Below are 20,924 nucleotides of genomic sequence, written 5' to 3'. Positions count from 1 at the left end.
AACAAGGCGGCCGAGGGCCAGGAAACAGGCGTTCCGAACCGCCCCGCTCCCCTGCCCGAGGCCATGCCTGCAGAGGTTTCGCAGCAATCGGAGCACGATCCCGCCGCCGAGATTGGTGACTTGCTCGACAAGGAAGCGCGCTCCAAACTGGCAAAGCTGACCGGGGGTCTTTCTCCGGCGGCGATCATGCGGGTTGTCGGCGATTGGTCGATCCATCTTGCCGTGTCCCCGGGCAAGCAGATGAACCTGTGGAACAAGGCCGTATCAGGGGCAGCGGACTATGGTCGCTACTTGTTTGAAACCTCTCTTGGTTCTGACGCGGTCAAACCCTGCATCCCACCTGCACGCCGCGACCGGCGCTTCAGCCATGACGCCTGGCAGAAGCAACCCTTCAACGCATTTCAGCAGGCGTTCCTTTTGCAGCAGGAGTGGTGGCAAGAGGCGACCACCCGCGTTCGCGGCGTCAGCTGCGAGGATGAACGCGCCGTGTCCTTCATCGTGCGCCAGATGCTCGACGCAGTCTCGCCTGCCAATTTTCCGCTGACCAACCCCGAAGTGCTGCAAAAGACCAACGACGAAAACGGCATGAACCTGTTGCGCGGCATGGAAAATCTGCGCGACGACATGCAGGAACTGCTGCTCGGCAAACCCCTCCGCCCGGAAACGGATTTCCATGTGGGGGAAAACGTGGCGGTGACCCCGGGCAAGGTGGTTTACCGCAACCATCTGATCGAGCTGATCCAATACGACCCCACCACCGACAAGGTGAAGCCCGAACCCTTGCTGATCGTTCCGGCCTGGATCATGAAATACTACATCCTCGATCTGTCGCCCGAGAACTCGATGGTGAAATACCTGACCGAACAGGGCTACACGGTGTTCATGATCTCCTGGCGCAATCCAGGATCCGAAGATGCTGATCTCGGACTGGACGATTACCGCAAGAAGGGACCGATGGCGGCGCTGGATGCGATTCAGGACATCACCGGCGCCAAGAAGATCCACGCGGCGGGCTATTGTCTGGGCGGCACCCTGCTCAGCCTCACCGCTGCGGCCATGGCGCGCGATGACGACGACCGGCTGGCCAGCATGACGCTCTTTGCCACCCAGGTGGATTTCACCGAAGCAGGTGAGCTGATGCTGTTCATCAACGAAAGCCAGGTCGCCTTTTTGGAGGACATGATGTGGCAGCAGGGATACCTGGATGCGGGCCAGATGTCCGGCGCCTTTCAACTGCTGCGCTCGAACGATCTGGTCTGGTCGCGGCTTCAGAAGGATTACTTGATGGGGGAGCGGCCCAAGCTCAATGACATGATGGCCTGGAACGCCGATGCGACACGGATGCCTTACCGGATGCATTCGGAATATCTGCGCAAGCTGTTTCTGAACAACGAACTGGCCACCGGAAAATACGAGGTCGGCGGCCATCCGGTGTCGCTTGATGATCTGCGGTTGCCGATCTTTGCCGTCGGCACCGAAACCGATCATGTGGCGCCGTGGAAATCGGCCTTCAAGATCGACGCGCTGACCAGTTCCCCGGTCACATTCGTACTGACCAAAGGCGGGCATAATGCCGGTGTGGTTTCCGAACCCGGTCACCCCCGGCGCCACTATCACGTTCACACCAGTTGCGACCGGGACCGCTATCTGCCCCCCGACGAGTGGCGCGAGGTTGCCGAGCGCAAGGAAGGTTCATGGTGGCCGGAATGGGTGGCCTGGCTTGAAACCCGGTCGGGAGACCCCACTGCGCCCCCCGCGATGGGAGAGGCGCTTTGCCCGGCGCCAGGCACCTACGTACTCATGGAGTGACGCCACCGCCCCCGACCGGGTTAGCGGGGGGATATTGCGGCACGGCGCGCTTTGCCCGATTGTAGCGGATAATTGATATCACGAGGCACTGATGCAGTATTTAGAGAGCAAGACCTTTGATCAGATCACCCCCGGCGACAGCGCCGAGCTGACCCGCGCTCTGCGTGATGACGATATCGGCCCCTATGTCGACATGCCTGAAGGCAGTAACGCGGCTGCGCCGGACGATGGGATTGCGGCGGGCGCCTGGGGCAGTGCGCTGATTTCCGAATTGCTGTCCACCGAACTGCCCGGTCCCGGCACGGTCTGCCTGACTCAATCGCTGCGCTTCCTTGCCCCGGCCCGCCTTGGCGAGATGATCACCACGCGCATCACGGTGCGCGAAACCGATCCCGAAACCCGGCACGTGATGCTTGATTGCCTCTGCACCGATAGCGCCGATGCCGCCCTTGTCGAAGGCACGGCAGAGGTGATCGCACCGGACAAGCCCCTGCGCGTGCCACGCTCCGGTCGCCCCTCGGGCCAGCTGAGCAAGCCCGGCGCAGGGTTTGATGCGCTGATTGCCGCCACGCAGCCCCTTGATCCGATCGTGACCGCTGTGGTGCACCCCTGCGATGTCGCCTCGCTGGAGGGCGCGTTAGAGGCACGGGACAAGGCGCTGATCACGCCGGTTTTGATCGGTCCGGCCCCGCGCATAAAGGCGGCCGCCTCCGAGGCTGGTCTGGATCTGGCGGGGATCGAGATCGTGGATGCCCCGCACAGCCACGCCGCAGCTGACATGGCGGTCTCACTGGTGCGCACGAGCAAGGCCGAGGCCCTGATGAAAGGCGCCCTTCACACCGATGAGGTCATGTCGGCAGTGGTCAACAAGGCCACCGGCCTGCGCACCGAACGCAGGATGAGCCATGTTTTTGTTCTGGATGTGCCAAGCTACCCCAAGCCGCTGATGATTACCGATGCGGCCATCAATATCTTTCCCGACCTGCTGACCAAGGCGGATATCCTACAGAACGCCATCGATCTGGCGCAGGCGCTTGGCGTTGCCGCGCCGAAGGTTGCCATCCTGTCGGCGGTTGAAACCATCACCCCCAAGATTCCCTCGACGGTCGAGGCAGCGGGCCTGTGCAAGATGGCAGAGCGCGGCCAGATCACCGGCGGGATCCTTGACGGGCCGCTGGCCTTTGACAACGCGATTTCCCGCGCGGCGGCGCAGGCCAAGGGGATTACCTCGGATGTCGCCGGGGACGCGGATATCCTGCTCGCCCCTGATCTGGAGGCCGGCAATATGATTTCCAAGCAATTGCAGTACCTCGCCGGCGCCGAAGCCGCGGGTCTGGTTCTGGGCGCGCGGGTGCCTATCATGCTGACCAGCCGGGCGGATGGCGCACTGGCTCGGGTCGCCTCGGCAGCTCTGGCGCAGCTGTTTGTGCGCCATCAACAGGCCAGGATCGCACCATGAGAGAAGCCATCCTCACCCTCAACGTCGGCTCCTCCTCGGTCAAATACGCGCTCTACGCTGCCGCGGGCGACGGCGCCGCCTTAACCAAGGGCCATATCGACCGCATTGGCCTTGGCCCGGTCCATCATGTCGAGGACATCTCAGAGCCGCTCCCCCTGCCTGCCGAAGCCGATCACGAAGAGGTGCTGGATTGGCTGGTCGACCACCTGCAAGAGCAAAGCACGGGACTGAAGGTCATCGCCGCCGGGCACCGGGTGGTCCATGGCGGTCAGCGTTTTGCGGATGCCACAAGGGTCACCGCCGACGTGCGGGGTGAGTTGGAGCGGCTGGCACCATTGGTTCCGGCGCATCAGCCGCATAACCTCGCCGGGATCGACGCCTTGCAACGGGCCTGGCGCGGCATCCCGCAGATCGCCTGTTTCGACACCGCCTTTCACCGCACCACGCCGCGGATCGGGCAGATCTTTGCCCTGCCCCGCGCGCTCACAGATGCTGGGGTGCTGCGCTATGGGTTTCACGGGCTTTCCTACGAATTCATCGCTTCGCAGCTGCCCACCCACCTTGGGGATCGCGCCGATGGCCGGGTTCTGGTGCTGCATCTGGGCCATGGCGCCAGCATCTGCGCGATGAAAAACCGCAAAAGCATCGCCACCACCATGGGGTTCACAGCGCTGGACGGGCTGGTGATGGGCAAACGCTGCGGCGAGCTGGACCCCGGCGTGCCGCTCTACCTGATGCGCGAAAAGGGCATGAGCCTAGAGGAGGTCGAGGCTCTGCTTGGTGGGCAATCGGGGCTGCTCGGTGTCTCGGGTCTCAGCGATGACATGCGCGATTTGCTGGAGAGCGATAGCCCCGCCGCAAAGGAGGCGGTGGATCTTTTTGTCTATCGCGCCTGCAAGCAGATCGGCGCGCTGGCGGCCGCGGCGCAGGGTATCGATGCCTTGGTCTTTACCGGTGGCATGGGCGAAAACGCAGCCGAGATCCGTGCCCGGATCGTTGAGGGCTGCGGCTGGCTGGGGGCCACCCTTGATACAGAGGCCAACGCCCGCAACGACACCCGCATTCACGGTGGGGACAGCACGGTCGGCGCCTATGTCATCGCCACCAATGAAGAGCGCGTTATCGCGGACCACGTCCGCACATTTCTGTGGGACGCACAGGCTGGCGCCGACGCCTCTGGACATTCAGCACAGCCGGGGATGAAAGATGTTTTCTAGCAGATGGATCATAGCCGGTATCGCGGTCCTGGCGGCCGGCGCCGGGCTTTATTACTACACCGCCAACGGCAATGGTGAGCTGCCCGATGGCATTACCTCGGGCAACGGTCGCATCGAGGCGGTTCAGGTCGATATTTCCAGCCGGATCGCCGGGCGGGTCGCCACGGTCGAGGTGAAAGAGGGTGATCTGGTCGAGACCGGCCAACTGGTCGCCACCATTGAAACCCGCGAGTTGGAGGCGCAACTGTCGCGGGCACAGGCGGAATACGCATCGGTGGAAAGCCAGGTCGCAGCCGCCGAGGCCGCCATTGCGCAAGCCGAGGCGCGGTTGCTGCTGGCCGATCAGGAGCTGGAACGCACCCGCGAGCTGGTATCCCGCGGGGTCGCAACTGCCGAAACCCTCGACGTACGTCTCAGCGATCACAAGGTTGCCGAGGCCAACCTCACCGTGGCCAAGGCATCGCTTCTGTCGCAGCAGCGCGCGGTGGATGCGGCGCGTTTCGCCATTGAGGAAGTGCAGACCTATCTCGACGATGCCCGCCTGACGGCACCGACCCTTGGACGGGTACTCTACCGGCTGACCGAGCCCGGAGAGGTCATCGGCGCAGGCGGACGCGTCCTGACCATGGTCGATCTCACCGAGGTCTATCTGGAGTTTTTCCTGCCCGCCACCGAGGCGCATCTTCTGTCCATCGGCAGCGAGGCCCGCATCCGGCTTGATATCGCCGATGTGGTGATCCCGGCCAAGGTCAGTTTTGTCTCACCAGTGTCGCAATTCACGCCCAAACAGGTCGAAACCGCCAGCGAACGGCAAGATCTGATGTTCCGGGTGCGGGTCCGGGTGCCACAACCGCTGGTCGAAGCGAACATCGACCTTGTGAAGACCGGGATCCGCGGCGTGGCCTATGTGCGTCTGGCCAGCGAGCCCCTGCCGGATTGGCCGGAGTTTCTGAACAACATCCCCCCCGAACTGACCGCGAAAGAGTAAGGGCCCGGCCATGGAGGATCAAAGCCAGCCCGTCGTCCGCGCTGCAAATCTGATGCAGCGCTACAAGGACGTGGTCGCGCTTGCGGATGTGACGCTCGACATCCCGGCTGGCAAGGTGGTTGGCCTGATCGGGCCGGACGGGGTTGGAAAATCGACGCTGCTGGACCTGATCGCCGGTGCGCGAGTCATGCAGACCGGCACGCTGCAGGTGCTGGGCGGCGACATGCGTAAGGCGGGCCACCGGCAGCGGATCGGTCCGCGCCTTGCCTATATGCCGCAGGGGCTGGGCAAGAACCTGTATCAGGACCTGAGCGTTCAGGAGAACCTCGATTTCTTTGGCAAGCTGTTTGGACAAAGCCGCGCTGAACGCAACCGCCGGATCGCGCGGCTGACCCGGGCAACCGGGCTTTTTCCCTTTCTGGATCGCCCCGCCGGAAAACTCTCGGGGGGGATGAAACAGAAACTGGGCCTGTGCTGCGCGCTGCTGCATGATCCGGACCTGCTGATCCTGGATGAGCCCACCACCGGGGTCGACCCCCTGTCGCGGCGCCAGTTCTGGGACCTGATTGCCAAGATCCGGCAGGAACATCCCGGTATGAGCCTTCTGGTTTCGACCGCCTATATGGAGGAGGCCGAAGAATTCGACTGGCTGGTGGCGATGGATGCAGGCCTGGTTCTGGCCACCGGCACGGCAGAAGAACTGCGCGCCAGAACCGGCACCGACAGCCTAGAGGCCGCCTTTGTGCGCCTGCGGCCCGGTGGGGAGGGCCGCGAGTTGCCGGAGCTGGTCATTCCGCCGCTGCAAACCGATGGCGAGCGCCCCGCCATCGTGGCCCGCGGCCTGACCCGGAGGTTCGGCGATTTCACCGCCGTGAGCAACGTTAGTTTCGAAATCCGCCCTGGCGAAATCTTCGGCTTCCTCGGCTCCAACGGCTGCGGCAAGACCACCACCATGAAGATGCTGACCGGCCTGTTGCCGATGTCCGAAGGTGAGGCCTATCTTTTTGGTAAGCCGGTGAACGCCAAGGATCTTGCGACCCGTAAACGCGTCGGTTTCATGAGCCAGGCTTTCTCGCTCTATGGCGAACTTACGGTGGCGCAGAACCTCGCCCTGCACGCGCGGCTGTTCCAGATCCCCAGCCAGCAGGCCACGGCGCGCATCGCGGCGCTGGCCGACCGGTTCGAGCTATCGCATGTGATGGATACACGCTCTGGCGGGCTGCCGCTTGGTATCCGGCAACGTCTGTCGCTGGCGGTAGCGGTGCTGCACGAGCCGGAAATCCTGATCCTGGACGAGCCGACCTCGGGCGTCGATCCCGAGGCGCGGGACAGGTTCTGGGAGTTCCTCATCGAGTTGTCCCGCCGCGACAAGGTGACGATCTTCATCTCGACCCATTTTATGAATGAGGCGCTGCGCTGTGATCGCATCTCGCTCATGCATGCGGGCGAAGTGCTGGTCCATGACACGCCGGACAATCTGGTTGAGGCCAAGGGCGCAACCTCGCTTGAGGACGCCTTTGTGGCCTATATAGAAGACGCAACCGGAGAAGGCGAGAGCGCCGACAGCGTGGCCCTGCAGGACGGTGCTGTGCCAGACGCCCATGATCCCCCGGCCAGGCTTGGCCGGTTCAGTCTGTCCAGATTGCTGGCCTACAGCCTGCGCGAAACGGTCGAGGTCATCCGCGACCCGATCCGTCTGGCCTTTGCCTTTCTCGGCTCGGTGATCCTTTTGGTGGTGCTGTCCTACGGTGTCTCGATGGATGTGGAGGATCTGACCTTTGCCGCGCTGGATCAGGACCAGTCTCCGGCCAGCCGTAGCTACTTAAGCAGTTTCACCGGGTCACGGTATTTTCTGGAACAGCCGGATCTGTTGAACCGGGAGGATCTGATCCGCCAGATGGCGGCAGGCGAAGTCAGCGTCGCCGTCGAGATCCCACCGAATTTCGGCCGTGATCTGGCACGGGGCAACACGCCCGAAGTTTCGGCCTGGCTGGATGGGGCCAATACGATGCGGGCCGGAACCGTCGAGGGCTATATCACCGGTGGGCACGCCATTTATCTGCGCGATCTGATGCTGGAGGCCGGTGTCGATCCGCAGGAACAGTCCAGTTTCACCATCGAAAACCGCTACCGCTACAATCCGACCTTTGCCAGCATCCGCTCGATGGGGCCGTCGATACCGGCCATGCTGCTAATGCTGTTTCCCGTCATCCTGATGGCCGTCAGCGTGGCGCGGGAAAAGGAAATCGGAACCATCACCAATTTCTATGTCACCCCCACCAATCGCATCGAATTCCTGGTGGGCAAGCAATTGCCCTATGTCGCTATTGCCATGTGCAACTACCTGGTGCTGACGCTGATGGTCATCTTTGTACTGGATGTGCCGCTGAAAGGCTCCTTGTCCGCGATGACACTCGGGGCCTTGTGCTATGGCTTTGCGGTCACCGCCTATGGCCTTGTCGTGTCCTCGCTGGTCAAAACGCAGGTCGCCGCGGTTTTTGCGGCGGCGCTGCTCTCGCTGATGCCGACCATGCAGTATTCCGGCATGATCCAGCCGATTTCGACCCTGTCGCCCGAGGCGCAGATGATCGGCTCGGCCTGGCCTGCCTCCTATTTCATGCATCTGAGTGTCGGCGCCTATACAAAGGGGCTGGGCTGGGCGGCGCTGAGCCATGACATTGTGAAACTGAGCCTGTTTTTTCCGGTCTTCCTGGCCATTGCAGTGCTGTTGCTGCGCAAACAGGAGAAATAACATGAAGGCGCTTCACCATATCTTCTGGCTGGGCACCAAGGAGTTACGCACGGTGCTGATGGATCCGGTGATGGCGGGGCTGATCCTCTTCGTGTTCACCTTCATGGTCTACATGGATGCCACCAGCCTGCCGGAGAACGTCAATAACGCCTCTATCGCCATTGCGGACGAGGACAATTCGCAGCTGTCGCGCCAAATCGCCAATGCCTTTTACCCGCCCTATTTCCAAACCCCGATCCCCATAGATGCGGATGAGATCGGCCCTGGGCTGGATCAGGCGCGGTTCCTGTTCGCGCTGGTCATCCCCCCCGACTTCGAGGCACAGCTGCGCAAAGGCAGCCAACCCGAAATCCAGCTGCATATCGATGCAACCGCAGTGATGCAGGCCGGGCTGGGCGATGGATACATTCAGGCGATCATCCAGACCGAGGTCAGCCGCTATCTGGCGGGCCGCGATCCGTCCGCCGGTGCGCCGGTCGATCTGGTGCTGCGGCGGGCCTATAACCCCAATGGCAGCCAGGTCTGGTTCAACGCCTTGAATGGCATCCTGAACTACCTGACCATGGTCGCGATCATGCTGACCGGCGCCGCCCTGATCCGCGAGCGCGAACACGGTACCATCGAACATCTGCTTGTGATGCCCCTCACCGCTTTTCAGATCGCCCTGGCCAAGATCTGGGCCAATGGGCTGATCATCATCAGCGTCTTTGCCCTATCGATGCTGGTGGTGTTCGAGGGCCTGCTGCAGGTGCCAATGGTCGGCACGCATGCACTGCTTTTTGCGGGCACAGCGGTTTACCTGTTTGCAGCGGCAGCCATCGGGATTTTCCTTGGCACCATCGCCCGGACCATGGCGCAATTCGCCCTGCTGATCATGATGACGATCATGCCAATGATGATGCTGTCCGGCGGCATGACCCCGATCGAAAGCCAGCCTGATATCGTTCAGCCCTTTACCTGGCTGCTGCCCTCGCGCCACTACATGGCCTTTGCCGAGGCTGTGGTGTTCCGCGGGGCGGATCTGTCGATTGTCTGGCCCGAACTGGTGACGATGGCTTGCCTGGGCGCGGTGTTCCTGTCCGGCAGCCTAATGGCCTTTCGCCGGGCACTGGGAACCAGCGTCTGAACCGGAGGGCGTCTGCCCAGCCCCCCTGCTCCTAAACCTTGCGCCCCAGTAGCGGGGCAGCGCGTGTCAGCGTCCGATCACCGACAGGAGGTCGGGATTGATCACCAGATTGCGCACGCCATGGGCGTGGTCTTCGTCAAAGGTGTTGTAGTCCAGCCATCTGGCGACCGACTGGATGCTGACCTTGGCCACCTTGGGGCGCACCGCCCAGGTAACCTGAAAGGGCGATCCCTTCTCGTTGTAGCCAGGTCCGGTGGTTGAACCCGCATAGACGACCGGCCGCCCGGTATCGGTTGGCATGTTTACCGCCTGGGTCAGGCCGTTCTTCTTTTGCAAGCGCGTGACTTTGGTGAAGTCGAGCGCGGTCTCATCGTTGACCAGCACAAAGACCTGCGCCTCCACCCGCAGCTGCGGGTTCTTGATGGCCTCGCTGAGGCAGGAGCCAAGCGTCGGGCCGGGATCGACCCGCGCGGTGGTGTGCACGAAATGCACCTCAATCGTGTCGCCGGGCACCAGACTGCCGTGTTCGGTGGCTCCGACCTCTTCATGGTAAGGCGCAAGTTCCGTCACGCTCAGCTGACCGGAATATTTGTAGCCGCTGCCATAGCCGTGACCATCGCCGTTGCCAGCATAGGTGGTGAATTCCCCGCCCCGGTGTTCGGCGCTTTCGTGGAAATGGATGTTGCAGAGGTTCATTTCGTTATAGGGTGGTGCGGCTTCAAAACTGACCTTGTTGCTGCCGCCCATGCTGTCGATATCGCGCGGCGCCTGCGGGCCGAACCCGGCAAACAGCGTGTTTTCCGACAGGGCCTGACGTTGCTCTGCGATCACCGCATCGGGGACCACGTGCATCTCTTCACCGTGCCCGGTCGATGTCGCATGAACGCCGCCTGCCAACAGGAAAAAGGATGAAATGGTAACCGCACGCAAATATGCTCGTGTCATGAAGAACTCCCTCGCCGATTGCTGGACCTTCGCGCGCTTCTGTTCAGAATATCACTCTTAACAAAAGTATTGAACAAGGGGTTAGCGGAGCATTTTTAAGACATCATGCCGCAGCACCGTCAACTCTCTACGGCACGGAGAAAGGTTTGACCTGTGCGGCGCTTTGGGGTCAGCTGCCGTGATCGAGCAGCAAAACCAAAGGAGCGCCAAAATGCGCGTGATGATCACTCTTCTGACCCTGATGACACTCAGTGCCTGCGATGTGCCCTTCGTGCCGCTGATCTGACGCTGCGCAACCGGTGCGATCCGCGCAGATGCAAAAAGGCCCCGGAAATATCCGGGGCCTTTCGAGTTTGGTACCAGACCGTCAGGTCAGGCTGCGGAGGCTTCCCGTTTTTCATCGCGTGCAAAGAAGATCAGGTAGAACACCGGCGCCGCCACCAGCGTCAACACGGTGGCAAAGGCCAGACCGCCCATGATCGTGATCGCCATCGACACGAAGAACGCATCGCTCAGCAGGGGCGCCATGCCAAGGATCGTGGTGATCGCGGCCAGCATCACCGGACGCAAACGCGACACCGACGCCTCGACAATCGCCTCGCGCAGCGGCCGCCCTTCGGCGCGCACCAGATCGATTTCCTCGACCAGGACGATGCCGTTCTTGATCAGCATGCCCGACAGGCTGAGGAGCCCAAGAAGCGCGGTAAAGGTAAAGGGCAGACCGGTGCCCAGAAGCCCGATGACCACGCCGTTGACCGACATCGGCACCAGCAACCAGATGATCACCGGCTGACGGATCGCATTGAACAGCAGGACCGAGATCAGCACCATGATCAGCAGGGACACCGGAAGCTGCGCGCCAAGGCTCTTGTTGGCGTCGGCCGAGCTTTCGTGCTCCCCGCCCCATTCCATCCGGTAGCCCGGCGGCAGGGCGATCTCCTCGATGCTGTTCTGCACCTCCTTGAACACTGTTGCAGCAGTGACATCCGGCGCGATATCCGCCCCCACGGTCAGGGTAAACACCCGGTCGCGGCGATGCATCAGGGTGTTCTGCACCTTGATCTCGACCCCGTCGATCATCTGTTCCAGAGGCATGAAACGGTTCGACGAGGTGGAGAAGACCAGCTGATCCATGATGTTGAACTGATCCTCCGGCGATCTGCGCAGGATGATCGGGATCTGCCGGTCGCGTTCACGGAACATGCCCGCCGTCACCCCGTCGGTGGAGAACTGCAAGGTGCCCGCGATATCCTCGCGGGTAATCCCCGCCGTCTGTGCCCGGTCTGTGGCATAGATCGGCTCCAGCACCAGTTCCTGTTCGCGCCAATTGTGCCGCACGCTCAGGATACTGTCAGAGCCGTCTTTCAGCCGCACCATGGCTTCCTCCCCCAACTGGCGCAGAACCGCCGGATCGGGACCCGAGAAACGAACCTGAACGGGATCACCGCCGCCTGGGCCAAAGACCAGACGTTTGGTGCGGAATTCCGCCTCGGGGAAATTGCTGCGCCCAAAGGCCTCAAGATCGGCCTGAAGCGCCGGGATTTCCTGCAGGCTGCTCGCGCGGATGATCAGGTGGCCATAGCTGGGGTTCGCCTTTTCCGCCGAATAGGTCAGCATGAAACGGGTTGCCCCCTGCCCCACAAAGGCTGCGGTCGATTCCACGTCGGGACGCTCGGCCAGCCAGTCTTCGACCCGTTGCAGCTGCGCCGAAGTGGTGTGGATCGAGGTGCCCTGCGGCAGTTTCAGATGCACGAAGAACAGCGGCGTGTTGGAGTCGGGAAAGAACGCCTGTTTGACCTGTCCAAAGCCTATGTAACACACGGTCGTCAGGGCGATCAGCCCTACCACCACCAGCCAGCGCAGTTTCAGTGCCAGACGCAGGCTGGCGCCATAGGCGCGGAAAATCAGCCCGCCGTATTCGTCGCCACCGCCACCAGTGCCGCGTTTGAAGAAATAATGCCCCAGCAACGGCGTCACCGTCAGCGCCAGAAGCCAGCTCAGCAGCAGCGAAATGCCGATCACCGCAAACAGCGAGAAGAGGAATTCACCGGTGGAATCCGGGCTGAGGCCGATACCGGCAAAGGCCATGATCCCGATGACAGTCGCGCCCAAAAGCGGGATCTGCGTCTTGCTGGCGGCCTCATGCGCGGCCTCGCGAGAGTTCTTGCCTCGCAGCATCGAGATCTGCATGCCCTCGGCCACCACGATGGCATTGTCCACCAGCATCCCCATGGCAATGATCAGCGCGCCCAGGGAAATCCGCTCCATCTCGATGCTGAAAAGGTTCATGAACAAGAGCGTCCCGACCACGGTCAGCAGCAAGGTCACGCCAACGACAATGGCCGCGCGCATGCCCATGAACAGCGCCAGAACCACAACCACGATGGCGACGGACATCGCCAGGTTCACCAGGAAGTCATTCGAGGCCTGCTCGACCACCACGTGCTGCTGATAGATCGGCTGCAGCGACACGCCATAGGGGATGTCACTGTCCAGCTGCGCCAGCTTGGCATCGACGTTCTTGCCCACATCCACGATGTTTTCCGACGCGATACCGGCCACCCCAAGAGTAAAGGCCTCGGCCCCATTGTAGCGCACGATCAGATCGGGATCAGCAACCCGGCCGCGGTGGACCTTGGCCATGTCGATCACGTTGATCACCTCGCCCTGTACCCCAACAGAAAGACCGGCGATTTCCGAAACACTGTCCGATCCTTGCGGCGCCAGAAGCCGGGTGTCGGCATCGCCCGCATCCAGTTTGCCCGCCGGGCGAACCGAGTTGGAGGTGGCGATGGCATTGGCGATCGCCGTCAGTGGTACATTCAAGTTGACCGAAATCGGCAGGTCGGGTTCGACATAGATCGCTTCGTCCGGCAGGCCGGAGACATCCACATCGGCAACCCCATCAACCGTCAGCAGCTCCCGCCGCAGGAAAGTTGCCAGTTCATGCTTTTCCGCATCGCTGAATCCGTCTGCGGTGACGGCATAGAACAGGCCGAACACATCCCCGAAGGCATCGTTCACGAAGGGCTGACTTGTGCCTTCGGGCAGGGACAGGGCCGCATCGCGGATCTTCGCGCGCAGTTTGGTCCAGACGGCGGGAAGCTCGCTGCCGTCATAGGTCGATTTGATTTCAACTTCGATCAGGGATTGGCCCGGCTGGTTGATCGAGGTGATGATATCGACCTCGGCCATTTTCTGGATCGCAGACTCCAGCGGTTCAGAGACCTCCAGCGCCACCTGCTCTGCCGTGGCGCCCTGATACTGGGTCACGATGACAGCCTGTTTGATGGTAAAGGCCGGATCCTCAAGCCGTCCCAGCGACAGGAAACCCCAGATGCCCCCGAACAGGGCGATCAACATGATCAGCCATGTATAAAGCGGTTTTTCGATTGAGCCGCGTGCAATATCCATCTGCCCGCCCTCAGTTCGCGAAACCGGCAAAGCGGCGTACCGCCTGCCCGTCCGACAGGGCGGTGCCGCCCGCCAGAACCACCTCTTCACCGCCAGTCAGACCTTCGGTGACGGTGAAATCGCCATACTGCGTCGGCGTCACAGTGACAGGCCGCCAGGCGACCGTGCCATTGTCGGCCCCGGTGGGGCTAAAGACCATCACACCAGTCTGCCCTTCGGGGGACACCACGATGGCCGTTGCCGGCAGGCGGATCGCCGCAGCACCGGTATTGACCAGCACCCGCACTGAAACCGAGGCCCCGGGCAGGATCTGCCGATCCTTAGGAGGCGCCAGACGGAAGGTCACCCGGTAGGTCTGCCCAACGCTGCTCGCCTCGGCATCGAATTCAAGAATTTCAACCGGATAGGTGGCGTCCCAGCCCGGGAAGGAGGCCGTGATATCCACCTTTTCATCTGCATTTGCCTGCTGAAACAGGATTTCAGGCACATCCACCTTGATGTGCAGTTCAGACATATCGTGCAGCCGGACGATGGGCGTCCCGGCGCTGACCGTGGTGAATTTCTCGACCTCGCGGCTGGAGACCAGCGCATCGAAGGGCGCCGTCAGCGTCGCATGCTGCAAGGCGTATTCTGCATCCCGCAGGGCGACCCCGGCCAGACCAGCCTGGGTTTCCGCATCATCGATGGACACCTGGCTGACCGTCCCGGTCAGTTTCTCCATCCGTGCCACCGTGCGGTCCGCCTGCGCCTTTTGCAGCCGGGCCTGTTCCAGTTTCAGCTCAAAAGGTTCCAGGTCCAGTTGCGCAACAAGCTGCCCTTCGGGCACCACGGTGCCCTGCGCCACCGGAAACTCCAGCACCTGACCGCCCACCTGAAAGGCAAGGTCGACGGATTGTTTCGCCGCCACCTGACCAAAGAACTGGCGCTCAACCAACACGCTGCCCGCCTGCGTTTTCAGCAGCTTGACCGGTTTGGCCGTCTCTTGCGCCGCCAGCGGCCCTGCCTGCACCAGGGCCGAGAGGGCGAGCGCGGGCAGCATCAGCCGTGACACTCGGTGGAAGATTTTCATTCTCTGTCTCCTTTCGGATCCGGGCATCCCAGCGGGGCGCCGTTTCCTGTACTCGTATCATGTATTTTTTCACATAGCGCCGCGAACTGCGCGATCTCGTCCGTTGAGAGGCCAGAGACCTGGCGGAACAGTCGGCGGGCCTCCTCGTCCAGCTGGCTCCGCACGGTGCGGCCCCGGTCGGTCAGATGCAGCAACAGTGCCCGCCGGTCGTCCGGATCGGGCAGCCGCTGCACAAGACCCATCTCCTCAAGCCGATCCGCTGCCGCGGTGACGGACGGGGGGCCGGTCAGCAACAGTTGTGCCAGCGCCCCCATGCGCCGGGGCCGGTCCAGCCGGATCAGGATCCGGCTTTCCAACCGCCCGATCCGCGGCGCCTGATCCATACGCTCAACCGCATCGTCCAGCATCCAGTAGAGCGCGTAAACGCCCATAAGAGACCGGATCTCCGGCGATAGCTGCAAGGTGTCATCGGTCATGAGGCCAGGCCCGGTTGCAAATAGGGTGTGCACCAGCGGATCGCCGTGGTGCGGGATTCGCGGCAGATTACTTCAGCGAATGAACTTTTCATGTGAAGAAGTTCACATTCCCCGAACACTGCCCCACTGTTCCTGCTTGCCCCTGCGGCAGCTTGCGGCTGACCTTGACCTTCCGCACGCAAAATGCCCAGATATACGGCACTTTGCGAACTCGGGATCCGTTACCATGCACACAGCCGCCATAACCGGCACCGGGGTCTTCACCCCGTCTCAGATCATCACCAATGCCGAGCTGGTCGTGGCGTTCAACGCCTACGCCGACCGCATGAACGAAAAGAACGCCGAGGCCATCGCAGCGGGCGAAATGGCCCCGATGCAGCACTCCTCGGAAGAGTTCATCGTCAAGGCCTCTGGCATCGAGCAGCGCTATGTGATGGACAAGACGGGAATTCTCGACCCCGAGGTCATGCACCCGCTGCTGCGCCAGCGCAGCGATGACGAACCGGGCATCATGGCGGAAATGGCCGTCGATGCGGCGACCAAGGCTCTGGCACAGGCTGGCAAGACCGCGGGCGACGTAGACGCCGTGATCTGTGCGGCCTCCAATATGGAGCGCCCCTACCCCGCGGTGGCGATCGAGATCCAGAAACTCCTCGGCATCGACGGATTTGCATTCGACATGAACGTCGCCTGTTCCTCGGCCACGTTTGGCCTGCAGGTGGCTGCGGATATGATCCGCTCTGGCAGCATCCGCTCAGCGCTGGTGGTCAACCCCGAAATCTGCTCGGGCCATCTGGAGTGGCGCGACCGTGACTGCCACTTCATCTTTGGCGATGTGGCGACCGCAACCCTGGTCGAACGGATCGAAGACGCCAAGGGGCCGCATTTCGAAATCCTGTCGACCCGCTGTGCCACCGAATTTTCCAACAATATCCGAAACAACAACGGCTTCTTGCGCCGCTCGCGCCCCGACGGGGTTGCGGACCGCCGCGACATGCAGTTCATGCAGAATGGCCGCAAAGTGTTCAAGGAAGTGCTACCCATGGTCAGCGAGCACATCAGCACCCACCTAGCTGACAGTGGCATCGCCAATGATGACCTGAAGCGCCTGTGGCTGCATCAGGCGAACAAGGCGATGAATGATTTCATCGGCAAAAAGGTTCTGGGCCGCACCCCCGAGCCCGGCGAACAGCCCAATATCCTGCAAGACTATGCCAATACATCATCGGCAGGCTCGATCATCGCCTTTGCGCAGAATTCCGATGACATGGCCGACCAGGAAATTGGCCTGATCTGTTCCTTCGGCGCCGGCTATTCGGTCGGCTCGGCGATCCTGCGCCGCCATATGGGCTGAAAACGGAAAAGGCCCCGCAGTCCGTCGGAGCCTACCAGCGGGACTACTGCCCCGCAATGAAACGTCCGAGAGCGTCAGTTGCTCTCTTCTTCGAGATGCAATTTCATATCCAGCAGGACCTGCTGCAAAAGGACCGTTTCCCGCAGCAAGCGCTTGGCCTCATTGACGGTGATGATGCCATCAGCGATGGCTTCCTGATATTCGCTCATCAGGGTTGCAAACCGCTGGCTCAGCGCGATCACGTCGGCATTCACCCCGCCTGTGCGCCCGACACTTTCCACGCCCGAATCGTCGGAGTGATTATAGGACAGCGTGATATTCTTCAGATCCGCGAGCGCCGAGGTCACATGCGGAAAAGAAGCAGCCCCCTCAAGTTTGGCCACGGAATCCACCGGCATGAACCGTTCCGTATGTTCGGCATTGTCTGAATAGTAACGACCCAATGTCGCCTTGGACTTGCCTGTAATCTGACAGGCGGCCTCTATGCCAACGTCCTTAACCAGCGCTTCGGTATGCTTTTTCAGGTACCTGCCGATCTCTGCCATGTAAATCTTGCCTCATAAGCCGCCCCGGGGCGGGGAATGAACTTGTTAATTTCCCATGAAGTCCTTTTAAACGAATTGCAATACTAGCGCCATCCCTTGGGTTTTCAGGGATTTAACGAGTGGCCCAGATGCTATTGTGCATCTTTGTTTGGGGTTGAAGCAAACTTTGTGAGTGAGGTTGCGCTTCAATATGAGTGGGAGAGGTCAAGCATCTGTTTCGGGTGTACGACATATCCTTCTTTAGGCGTCCTCCCCAGTGGCGCGTGCCTGTATCCATCCCTAGGGTCTATTTCGACCCGGACTGGTCGGGCTGCTGTGGGGGGGCGTATTTTGGACACCAGGGTTCGAATCCTGTGATCCGCACCGCCCTCTGCATCCTCACGATCCGGGATTGTTTTGCGGTTCACTCAGCCATTGCCAAAGGGTAAACCGCACGCATGGCAAAGCTCTATTTCAACTACTCCACCATGAATGCCGGTAAATCCGCCGTGCTGCTTCAGGCCTCGCACAACTACCGCGAAAACAACATGGACACCTACCTTCTGACCGCACGTGTCGATGACCGGGCAGGTAAGGGCCGGATTGCTTCGCGGATTGGCATCAGCGCCGAGGCCGATGTGTTCAGTGCGGGCGAGGACCTGTTCGCAAAAATCAAATTACGCCTGTCACAAGGCAGCGTTGCCAGTATTTTTGTGGACGAAGCACAATTCCTGTCGCCAGATCAGGTCTGGCAACTGGCCCGTGTGGTCGATGATCTGGGGGTGCCGGTTCTGTGCTACGGGCTGCGGGTGGATTTTCAGGGCAACCTGTTTCCCGGATCCGCCACCCTCTTGGCGCTGGCCGATGAAATGCGCGAGGTGCGAACCATCTGCCATTGCGGCAAGAAGGCCACCATGGTGATCCGGCAGGACGATCAGGGCCGTGCGATCACCACGGGTGATCAGGTGCAGATCGGCGGCAATGAAACTTATGTCTCGCTCTGCCGCCGTCACTGGCGCGAAGCGGTTGGGGACGGCTCAAAAGCCTGACCGTCCCCGAGTGGCTCAGACGGGGTTGGGCAGTTTCTGCCCGGCGATGAAGGCCGCGACATTGTCCAGCACCATATGCCCCATGTTGCTGCGCACCTCTTCGGTGGCCGTGCCCAGATGCGGCAGCAGGGTGACGCGATCAAGCGCGCGCAGCACCTCGGGCACCTCGGGTTCGAATTCATAAACATCAAGGCCTGCCCCGGCGATGCGCTGCTCTTGCAAAGCGGTGATCAGGGCCGCTTCCTTCACGATCTCGCCGCGGGCGATATTGATCAAATGCGCATGAGGCTGCATCGCCGCAAGCACCGCTTCATCCACCATATGCCGGGTGTCGGCGCCACCGGGCACGGCAACCACCAGGAAATCGACCTGCGCGGCCATCTCTGACAGGTTGGCGCAACGGGAGACAGGGAAACCCGGATCCTTGTCGCTGCGGGCGGTGTAGAGGACCTTCATGCCAAATCCGAAATGGCAGCGCTGCCCGATGGCGGCCCCGATGCGGCCAAGGCCGACGATGCCGACGGTCTTGCCCGTAACATGCTGACCCAGCATCTGGGTCGGGTGCCAGCCTTCCCAGCTGCCATCGCGCACGAGCCGCTCCCCCTCGCCTGCGCGGCGGGCCGACATCAGCAGCAAGGTCATCGCGATATCGGCAGTCGCATCGGTGACCGCGCCCGGCGTGTTTGTCACAGCAACACCGGCGGCCCGGGCGGCCTCTACGTCAATATGGTTGTAGCCAACGCCGAAATTCGCCAGCAGCCGACACCGTGGCGCAGGCACCGCGGCAAAGATCTCGGCATCGAACCGGTCGCCCAGCGTCGGCATGACCACGTCATAATCCCGCAAGGCACGCTGCATTTCCGCGCGGCTCAGCACGCCCGTATCGGGGCGGATATCCACATCGAACTCTTCCCGCGCGCGCGCCTCGACAGCCGCTGTCATCGGCCGGGTAATCCAAAGTTTCATCGCTCAGTGCATCCTTCCGCCCAATGGCACCGGACCATCCGGCCCGATCAGCCGGATCTCCCCGGCCTCATCCGGCAGGCCAAGCACCAGAACCTCGGACATGAACTTGCCGATCTGGCGCGGCGGGAAATTGACCACCGCCACAACCTGTTTTCCCACCAGCGTTTCCGGCGTGTAATGCGCGGTCACCTGGGCCGAGGTTTTCTTCTCACCGATGTCATCGCCGAAATCGATCCACATCTTGATCGCCGGTTTGCGCGCCTCCGGGTAGGGTTCTGCCCGCACCACGGTGCCGACGCGGATATCAACCTTCAGGAAATCATCAAAGGAAATCTCAGCCACCGGACAGCTCCTTGGATCGGTTTGCAGCAGCGGCTACAGCCTGGTTCAGCAGGGGCGGGAAACCGCTGTCCTTGTCCATCAGCACCTCAAGCGCGGCCTGGGTGGTGCCATTGGGGCTGGTCACGTTCACCCGCAACTGGGCGGGATCTTCCTCGGCCGCCTCGGCCAGCGCCCCTGCGCCCGCCACGGTGGCCTTGGCTAGTTTCATCGCCAGATCGGTGGGCAGCCCCTGCGCCTCACCTGCGGCGGCCAGTGTTTCGATCAGGTGGAACACATAGGCAGGCCCGGAGCCGCTGACGCCGGTGACCGCATCCATCTGATCCTCGGACTGCAGCCGCACCGTCTGGCCGATCGCGGACAAGAGGGTTTCGGCCAGATCCATATCGGCGCCGCTGCTGCGCCCGTTGCCGATCAGGGCAGTGATGCCGCGCCCGACGGCGGCGGGCGTGTTGGGCATGGCGCGCACGATGGGGGTTTTCTCTCCCAGCATCGCCTCGTAGCGGGCACAGGAGATCCCGGCCGCGACCGAGATGAACAGGGTATCGCCATTGCCCAGCGCCTTCAGACCGGGCAACGCGTCGCCCATCATTTGCGGTTTTACAGCAATCAATACGATGGCCGGATTTTCGGGCAGGCCTGCGTTGATGGCGACGCCCGTGCCCTTGAGCCAGTCCGACGGGTTGGGATCCAGCACCCAGACCGAGGAAGCGGGCAATCCGCCATCCAGCCATCCGGCCAACATCGCCGAGCCCATCTTGCCGCATCCCAAAAGGACCAGCCCGCGATCCGCGATATCCGTCATGTCCATTGTCCCTGCCCCTGTGCTGTTACATCAGTTTCAGGGCACAGGTTTACGCGCGGCCATAAGCCTCTGCAATGGCGACCTGAAGAGATTCCTGAGGCGTGCGCCCGGCCCAGGTGGTCAGCTGAATGGCCGGGTAGTAACGCTCGCAATTCGACACCGCCGCCTGGATCATCGCGTCAATCTGCTCGGCGCTGGCCGATTGGCCGCCCGACAGGATCAGACCATAGCGATAAAGCATCAGCTTGTGCTCGGCCCAATAGGTAAAGGCCCCGGCCCAGCACTGATCGTTCATCCGGTTGAGAAGGTCATACAGCAGCGGCAGCTTGTCCTCGGGCGGATCCATTTCGAAACTGCAGACCAGCCGCAAGGTTTCCTCGTATCCCGACCAAGCCAGCGTCACCGAATAGGTGCGCCACTGCCCCTCGACGGCCATGGCGATCTGATCATCGCCGATCCGATCAAAGTCCCAGTCATGATGGGAGGCAACGTTCTCAACGATGTCTATGGGGTGGATGTCGTCTTCCAGATGATGCTCGGATAGGGCCATGATGCCACCTCTCTGGTATCTAGCATACGCACCTCTTCGGGTCCGCTAGAGCTAGCTTTGCGCTCAAAGGACCGGGGAGGCA

General features: G+C 61.7%; 17 protein-coding genes. 8 read left to right on the top strand and 9 right to left on the bottom strand.

What is annotated here, in order from left to right:
* The first annotated feature begins 63 nt into the window (after nt 1-63).
* The 6 genes from JL2886_RS16085 to JL2886_RS16060 all read left to right on the top strand — a co-directional run bounded on the left by JL2886_RS16085 (nt 64) and on the right by JL2886_RS16060 (nt 9,351).
* Nucleotides 64-1,809: a PHA/PHB synthase family protein gene (locus tag JL2886_RS16085; protein WP_065273764.1), complete on the top strand. Its 1,746-nt coding sequence runs from the start codon at nt 64-66 to the stop codon at nt 1,807-1,809.
* A 91-nt stretch (nt 1,810-1,900) separates the two neighbouring features.
* Complete coding sequence (locus tag JL2886_RS16080; RefSeq protein WP_065272926.1) at nt 1,901-3,268, top strand: bifunctional enoyl-CoA hydratase/phosphate acetyltransferase; 1,368 nt, start codon at nt 1,901-1,903, stop codon at nt 3,266-3,268.
* Nucleotides 3,265-4,485, top strand: a complete 1,221-nt coding sequence (locus JL2886_RS16075) for an acetate/propionate family kinase (RefSeq protein WP_065272925.1) — start codon at nt 3,265-3,267, stop codon at nt 4,483-4,485. The genes JL2886_RS16080 and JL2886_RS16075 overlap by 4 nt, the downstream gene beginning before the upstream one ends.
* Entirely contained in the window at nt 4,475-5,473 is a 999-nt protein-coding gene (locus JL2886_RS16070) for an HlyD family secretion protein (RefSeq protein ID WP_065272924.1), read from the top strand. The genes JL2886_RS16075 and JL2886_RS16070 overlap by 11 nt, the downstream gene beginning before the upstream one ends.
* Nucleotides 5,474-5,483: 10 nt before the next feature.
* Nucleotides 5,484-8,225 carry a ribosome-associated ATPase/putative transporter RbbA gene (gene rbbA, locus JL2886_RS16065; RefSeq protein WP_065272923.1) on the top strand — a complete coding sequence of 914 codons (2,742 nt, stop codon included), beginning with the start codon at nt 5,484-5,486 and terminating at the stop codon, nt 8,223-8,225.
* Between the two features lies 1 nt (nt 8,226).
* Nucleotides 8,227-9,351, top strand: coding sequence for an ABC transporter permease (locus JL2886_RS16060; RefSeq protein WP_065272922.1), 1,125 nt, complete (start codon nt 8,227-8,229; stop codon nt 9,349-9,351).
* 66 nt (nt 9,352-9,417) lie between these two features.
* On the opposite strand, the gene JL2886_RS16055 is transcribed toward JL2886_RS16060, so the two are convergent.
* The 4 genes from JL2886_RS16055 to JL2886_RS16040 all read right to left on the bottom strand — a co-directional run bounded on the left by JL2886_RS16055 (nt 9,418) and on the right by JL2886_RS16040 (nt 15,255).
* Entirely contained in the window at nt 9,418-10,296 is an 879-nt protein-coding gene (locus JL2886_RS16055; RefSeq protein WP_065272921.1) for a delta-class carbonic anhydrase, read from the bottom strand.
* Nucleotides 10,297-10,668: 372 nt separating this feature from the next.
* A complete protein-coding gene (locus JL2886_RS16050; protein WP_065272920.1) occupies nt 10,669-13,710 on the bottom strand; it encodes an efflux RND transporter permease subunit in 3,042 nt (1,013 codons plus the stop codon).
* Nucleotides 13,711-13,720: 10 nt separating this feature from the next.
* Entirely contained in the window at nt 13,721-14,779 is a 1,059-nt protein-coding gene (locus tag JL2886_RS16045) for an efflux RND transporter periplasmic adaptor subunit (protein ID WP_065272919.1), read from the bottom strand.
* On the bottom strand, nt 14,776-15,255 hold the full coding sequence (locus tag JL2886_RS16040; RefSeq protein ID WP_065272918.1) for a MarR family winged helix-turn-helix transcriptional regulator: 480 nt from the start codon (nt 15,253-15,255) through the stop codon (nt 14,776-14,778). Before JL2886_RS16040 ends, JL2886_RS16045 begins: the two co-directional genes overlap by 4 nt.
* Nucleotides 15,256-15,481: 226 nt before the next feature.
* Between JL2886_RS16040 and JL2886_RS16035 the strand changes: the two genes are divergently transcribed.
* Nucleotides 15,482-16,609, top strand: coding sequence for a beta-ketoacyl-ACP synthase III (locus tag JL2886_RS16035; protein ID WP_065272917.1), 1,128 nt, complete (start codon nt 15,482-15,484; stop codon nt 16,607-16,609).
* Between the two features lie 74 nt (nt 16,610-16,683).
* Here JL2886_RS16035 and JL2886_RS16030 read toward each other — a convergent pair whose 3' ends face one another.
* Nucleotides 16,684-17,154, bottom strand: coding sequence for a hypothetical protein (locus tag JL2886_RS16030; RefSeq protein WP_065272916.1), 471 nt, complete (start codon nt 17,152-17,154; stop codon nt 16,684-16,686).
* A 437-nt stretch (nt 17,155-17,591) separates the two neighbouring features.
* Between JL2886_RS16030 and JL2886_RS16025 the strand changes: the two genes are divergently transcribed.
* Nucleotides 17,592-18,182 carry a thymidine kinase gene (locus JL2886_RS16025; protein WP_065272915.1) on the top strand — a complete coding sequence of 197 codons (591 nt, stop codon included), beginning with the start codon at nt 17,592-17,594 and terminating at the stop codon, nt 18,180-18,182.
* A gap of 15 nt (nt 18,183-18,197) precedes the next feature.
* Here the strand turns inward: JL2886_RS16025 and JL2886_RS16020 are convergent, their stop codons facing one another.
* Genes JL2886_RS16020 through JL2886_RS16005 form a run of 4 tightly spaced genes read right to left on the bottom strand, consistent with a single transcriptional unit; the run spans nt 18,198 to nt 20,842 of the window.
* On the bottom strand, nt 18,198-19,148 hold the full coding sequence (locus JL2886_RS16020) for a 2-hydroxyacid dehydrogenase (RefSeq protein ID WP_065272914.1): 951 nt from the start codon (nt 19,146-19,148) through the stop codon (nt 18,198-18,200).
* Between the two features lie 3 nt (nt 19,149-19,151).
* On the bottom strand, nt 19,152-19,490 hold the full coding sequence (locus JL2886_RS16015) for a tRNA-binding protein (protein ID WP_065272913.1): 339 nt from the start codon (nt 19,488-19,490) through the stop codon (nt 19,152-19,154).
* The gene (gene proC, locus JL2886_RS16010) at nt 19,483-20,298 is read right to left on the bottom strand and encodes a pyrroline-5-carboxylate reductase (RefSeq protein WP_065272912.1); all 816 of its coding nucleotides are present in this window, start codon (nt 20,296-20,298) and stop codon (nt 19,483-19,485) included. The genes JL2886_RS16015 and proC overlap by 8 nt, the downstream gene beginning before the upstream one ends.
* Nucleotides 20,299-20,341: 43 nt before the next feature.
* The gene (locus JL2886_RS16005; RefSeq protein WP_065272911.1) at nt 20,342-20,842 is read right to left on the bottom strand and encodes a YbjN domain-containing protein; all 501 of its coding nucleotides are present in this window, start codon (nt 20,840-20,842) and stop codon (nt 20,342-20,344) included.
* Between the last annotated feature and the right edge of the window lie 82 nt (nt 20,843-20,924).

It is taken from the genome of Phaeobacter gallaeciensis (genome assembly GCF_001678945.1).
Lineage (GTDB): Bacteria > Pseudomonadota > Alphaproteobacteria > Rhodobacterales > Rhodobacteraceae > Phycobacter > Phycobacter gallaeciensis_A.
The sequence above is the reverse complement of the archived record's forward strand: the minus strand, read 5'-3'. Positions and strand labels throughout refer to the sequence as shown.

What these genes read in the sequence shown, in the direction of transcription:
- JL2886_RS16070 (WP_065272924.1), top strand. Translation starts at nt 4,475, where the DNA reads ATGTTTTCTAGCAGATGGATCATAGCCGGTATCGCGGTCCTGGCGGCC.
- JL2886_RS16035 (WP_065272917.1), top strand. Translation starts at nt 15,482, where the DNA reads ATGCACACAGCCGCCATAACCGGCACCGGGGTCTTCACCCCGTCTCAG.
- JL2886_RS16005 (WP_065272911.1), bottom strand. Translation starts at nt 20,842, where the DNA reads ATGGCCCTATCCGAGCATCATCTGGAAGACGACATCCACCCCATAGAC.
- JL2886_RS16040 (WP_065272918.1), bottom strand. Translation starts at nt 15,255, where the DNA reads ATGACCGATGACACCTTGCAGCTATCGCCGGAGATCCGGTCTCTTATG.
- rbbA (WP_065272923.1), top strand. Translation starts at nt 5,484, where the DNA reads ATGGAGGATCAAAGCCAGCCCGTCGTCCGCGCTGCAAATCTGATGCAG.
- JL2886_RS16025 (WP_065272915.1), top strand. Translation starts at nt 17,592, where the DNA reads ATGGCAAAGCTCTATTTCAACTACTCCACCATGAATGCCGGTAAATCC.
- JL2886_RS16060 (WP_065272922.1), top strand. Translation starts at nt 8,227, where the DNA reads ATGAAGGCGCTTCACCATATCTTCTGGCTGGGCACCAAGGAGTTACGC.
- proC (WP_065272912.1), bottom strand. Translation starts at nt 20,298, where the DNA reads ATGGACATGACGGATATCGCGGATCGCGGGCTGGTCCTTTTGGGATGC.
- JL2886_RS16080 (WP_065272926.1), top strand. Translation starts at nt 1,901, where the DNA reads ATGCAGTATTTAGAGAGCAAGACCTTTGATCAGATCACCCCCGGCGAC.
- JL2886_RS16050 (WP_065272920.1), bottom strand. Translation starts at nt 13,710, where the DNA reads ATGGATATTGCACGCGGCTCAATCGAAAAACCGCTTTATACATGGCTG.
- JL2886_RS16030 (WP_065272916.1), bottom strand. Translation starts at nt 17,154, where the DNA reads ATGGCAGAGATCGGCAGGTACCTGAAAAAGCATACCGAAGCGCTGGTT.
- JL2886_RS16020 (WP_065272914.1), bottom strand. Translation starts at nt 19,148, where the DNA reads ATGAAACTTTGGATTACCCGGCCGATGACAGCGGCTGTCGAGGCGCGC.
- JL2886_RS16055 (WP_065272921.1), bottom strand. Translation starts at nt 10,296, where the DNA reads ATGACACGAGCATATTTGCGTGCGGTTACCATTTCATCCTTTTTCCTG.
- JL2886_RS16075 (WP_065272925.1), top strand. Translation starts at nt 3,265, where the DNA reads ATGAGAGAAGCCATCCTCACCCTCAACGTCGGCTCCTCCTCGGTCAAA.
- JL2886_RS16045 (WP_065272919.1), bottom strand. Translation starts at nt 14,779, where the DNA reads ATGAAAATCTTCCACCGAGTGTCACGGCTGATGCTGCCCGCGCTCGCC.
- JL2886_RS16085 (WP_065273764.1), top strand. Translation starts at nt 64, where the DNA reads ATGCCTGCAGAGGTTTCGCAGCAATCGGAGCACGATCCCGCCGCCGAG.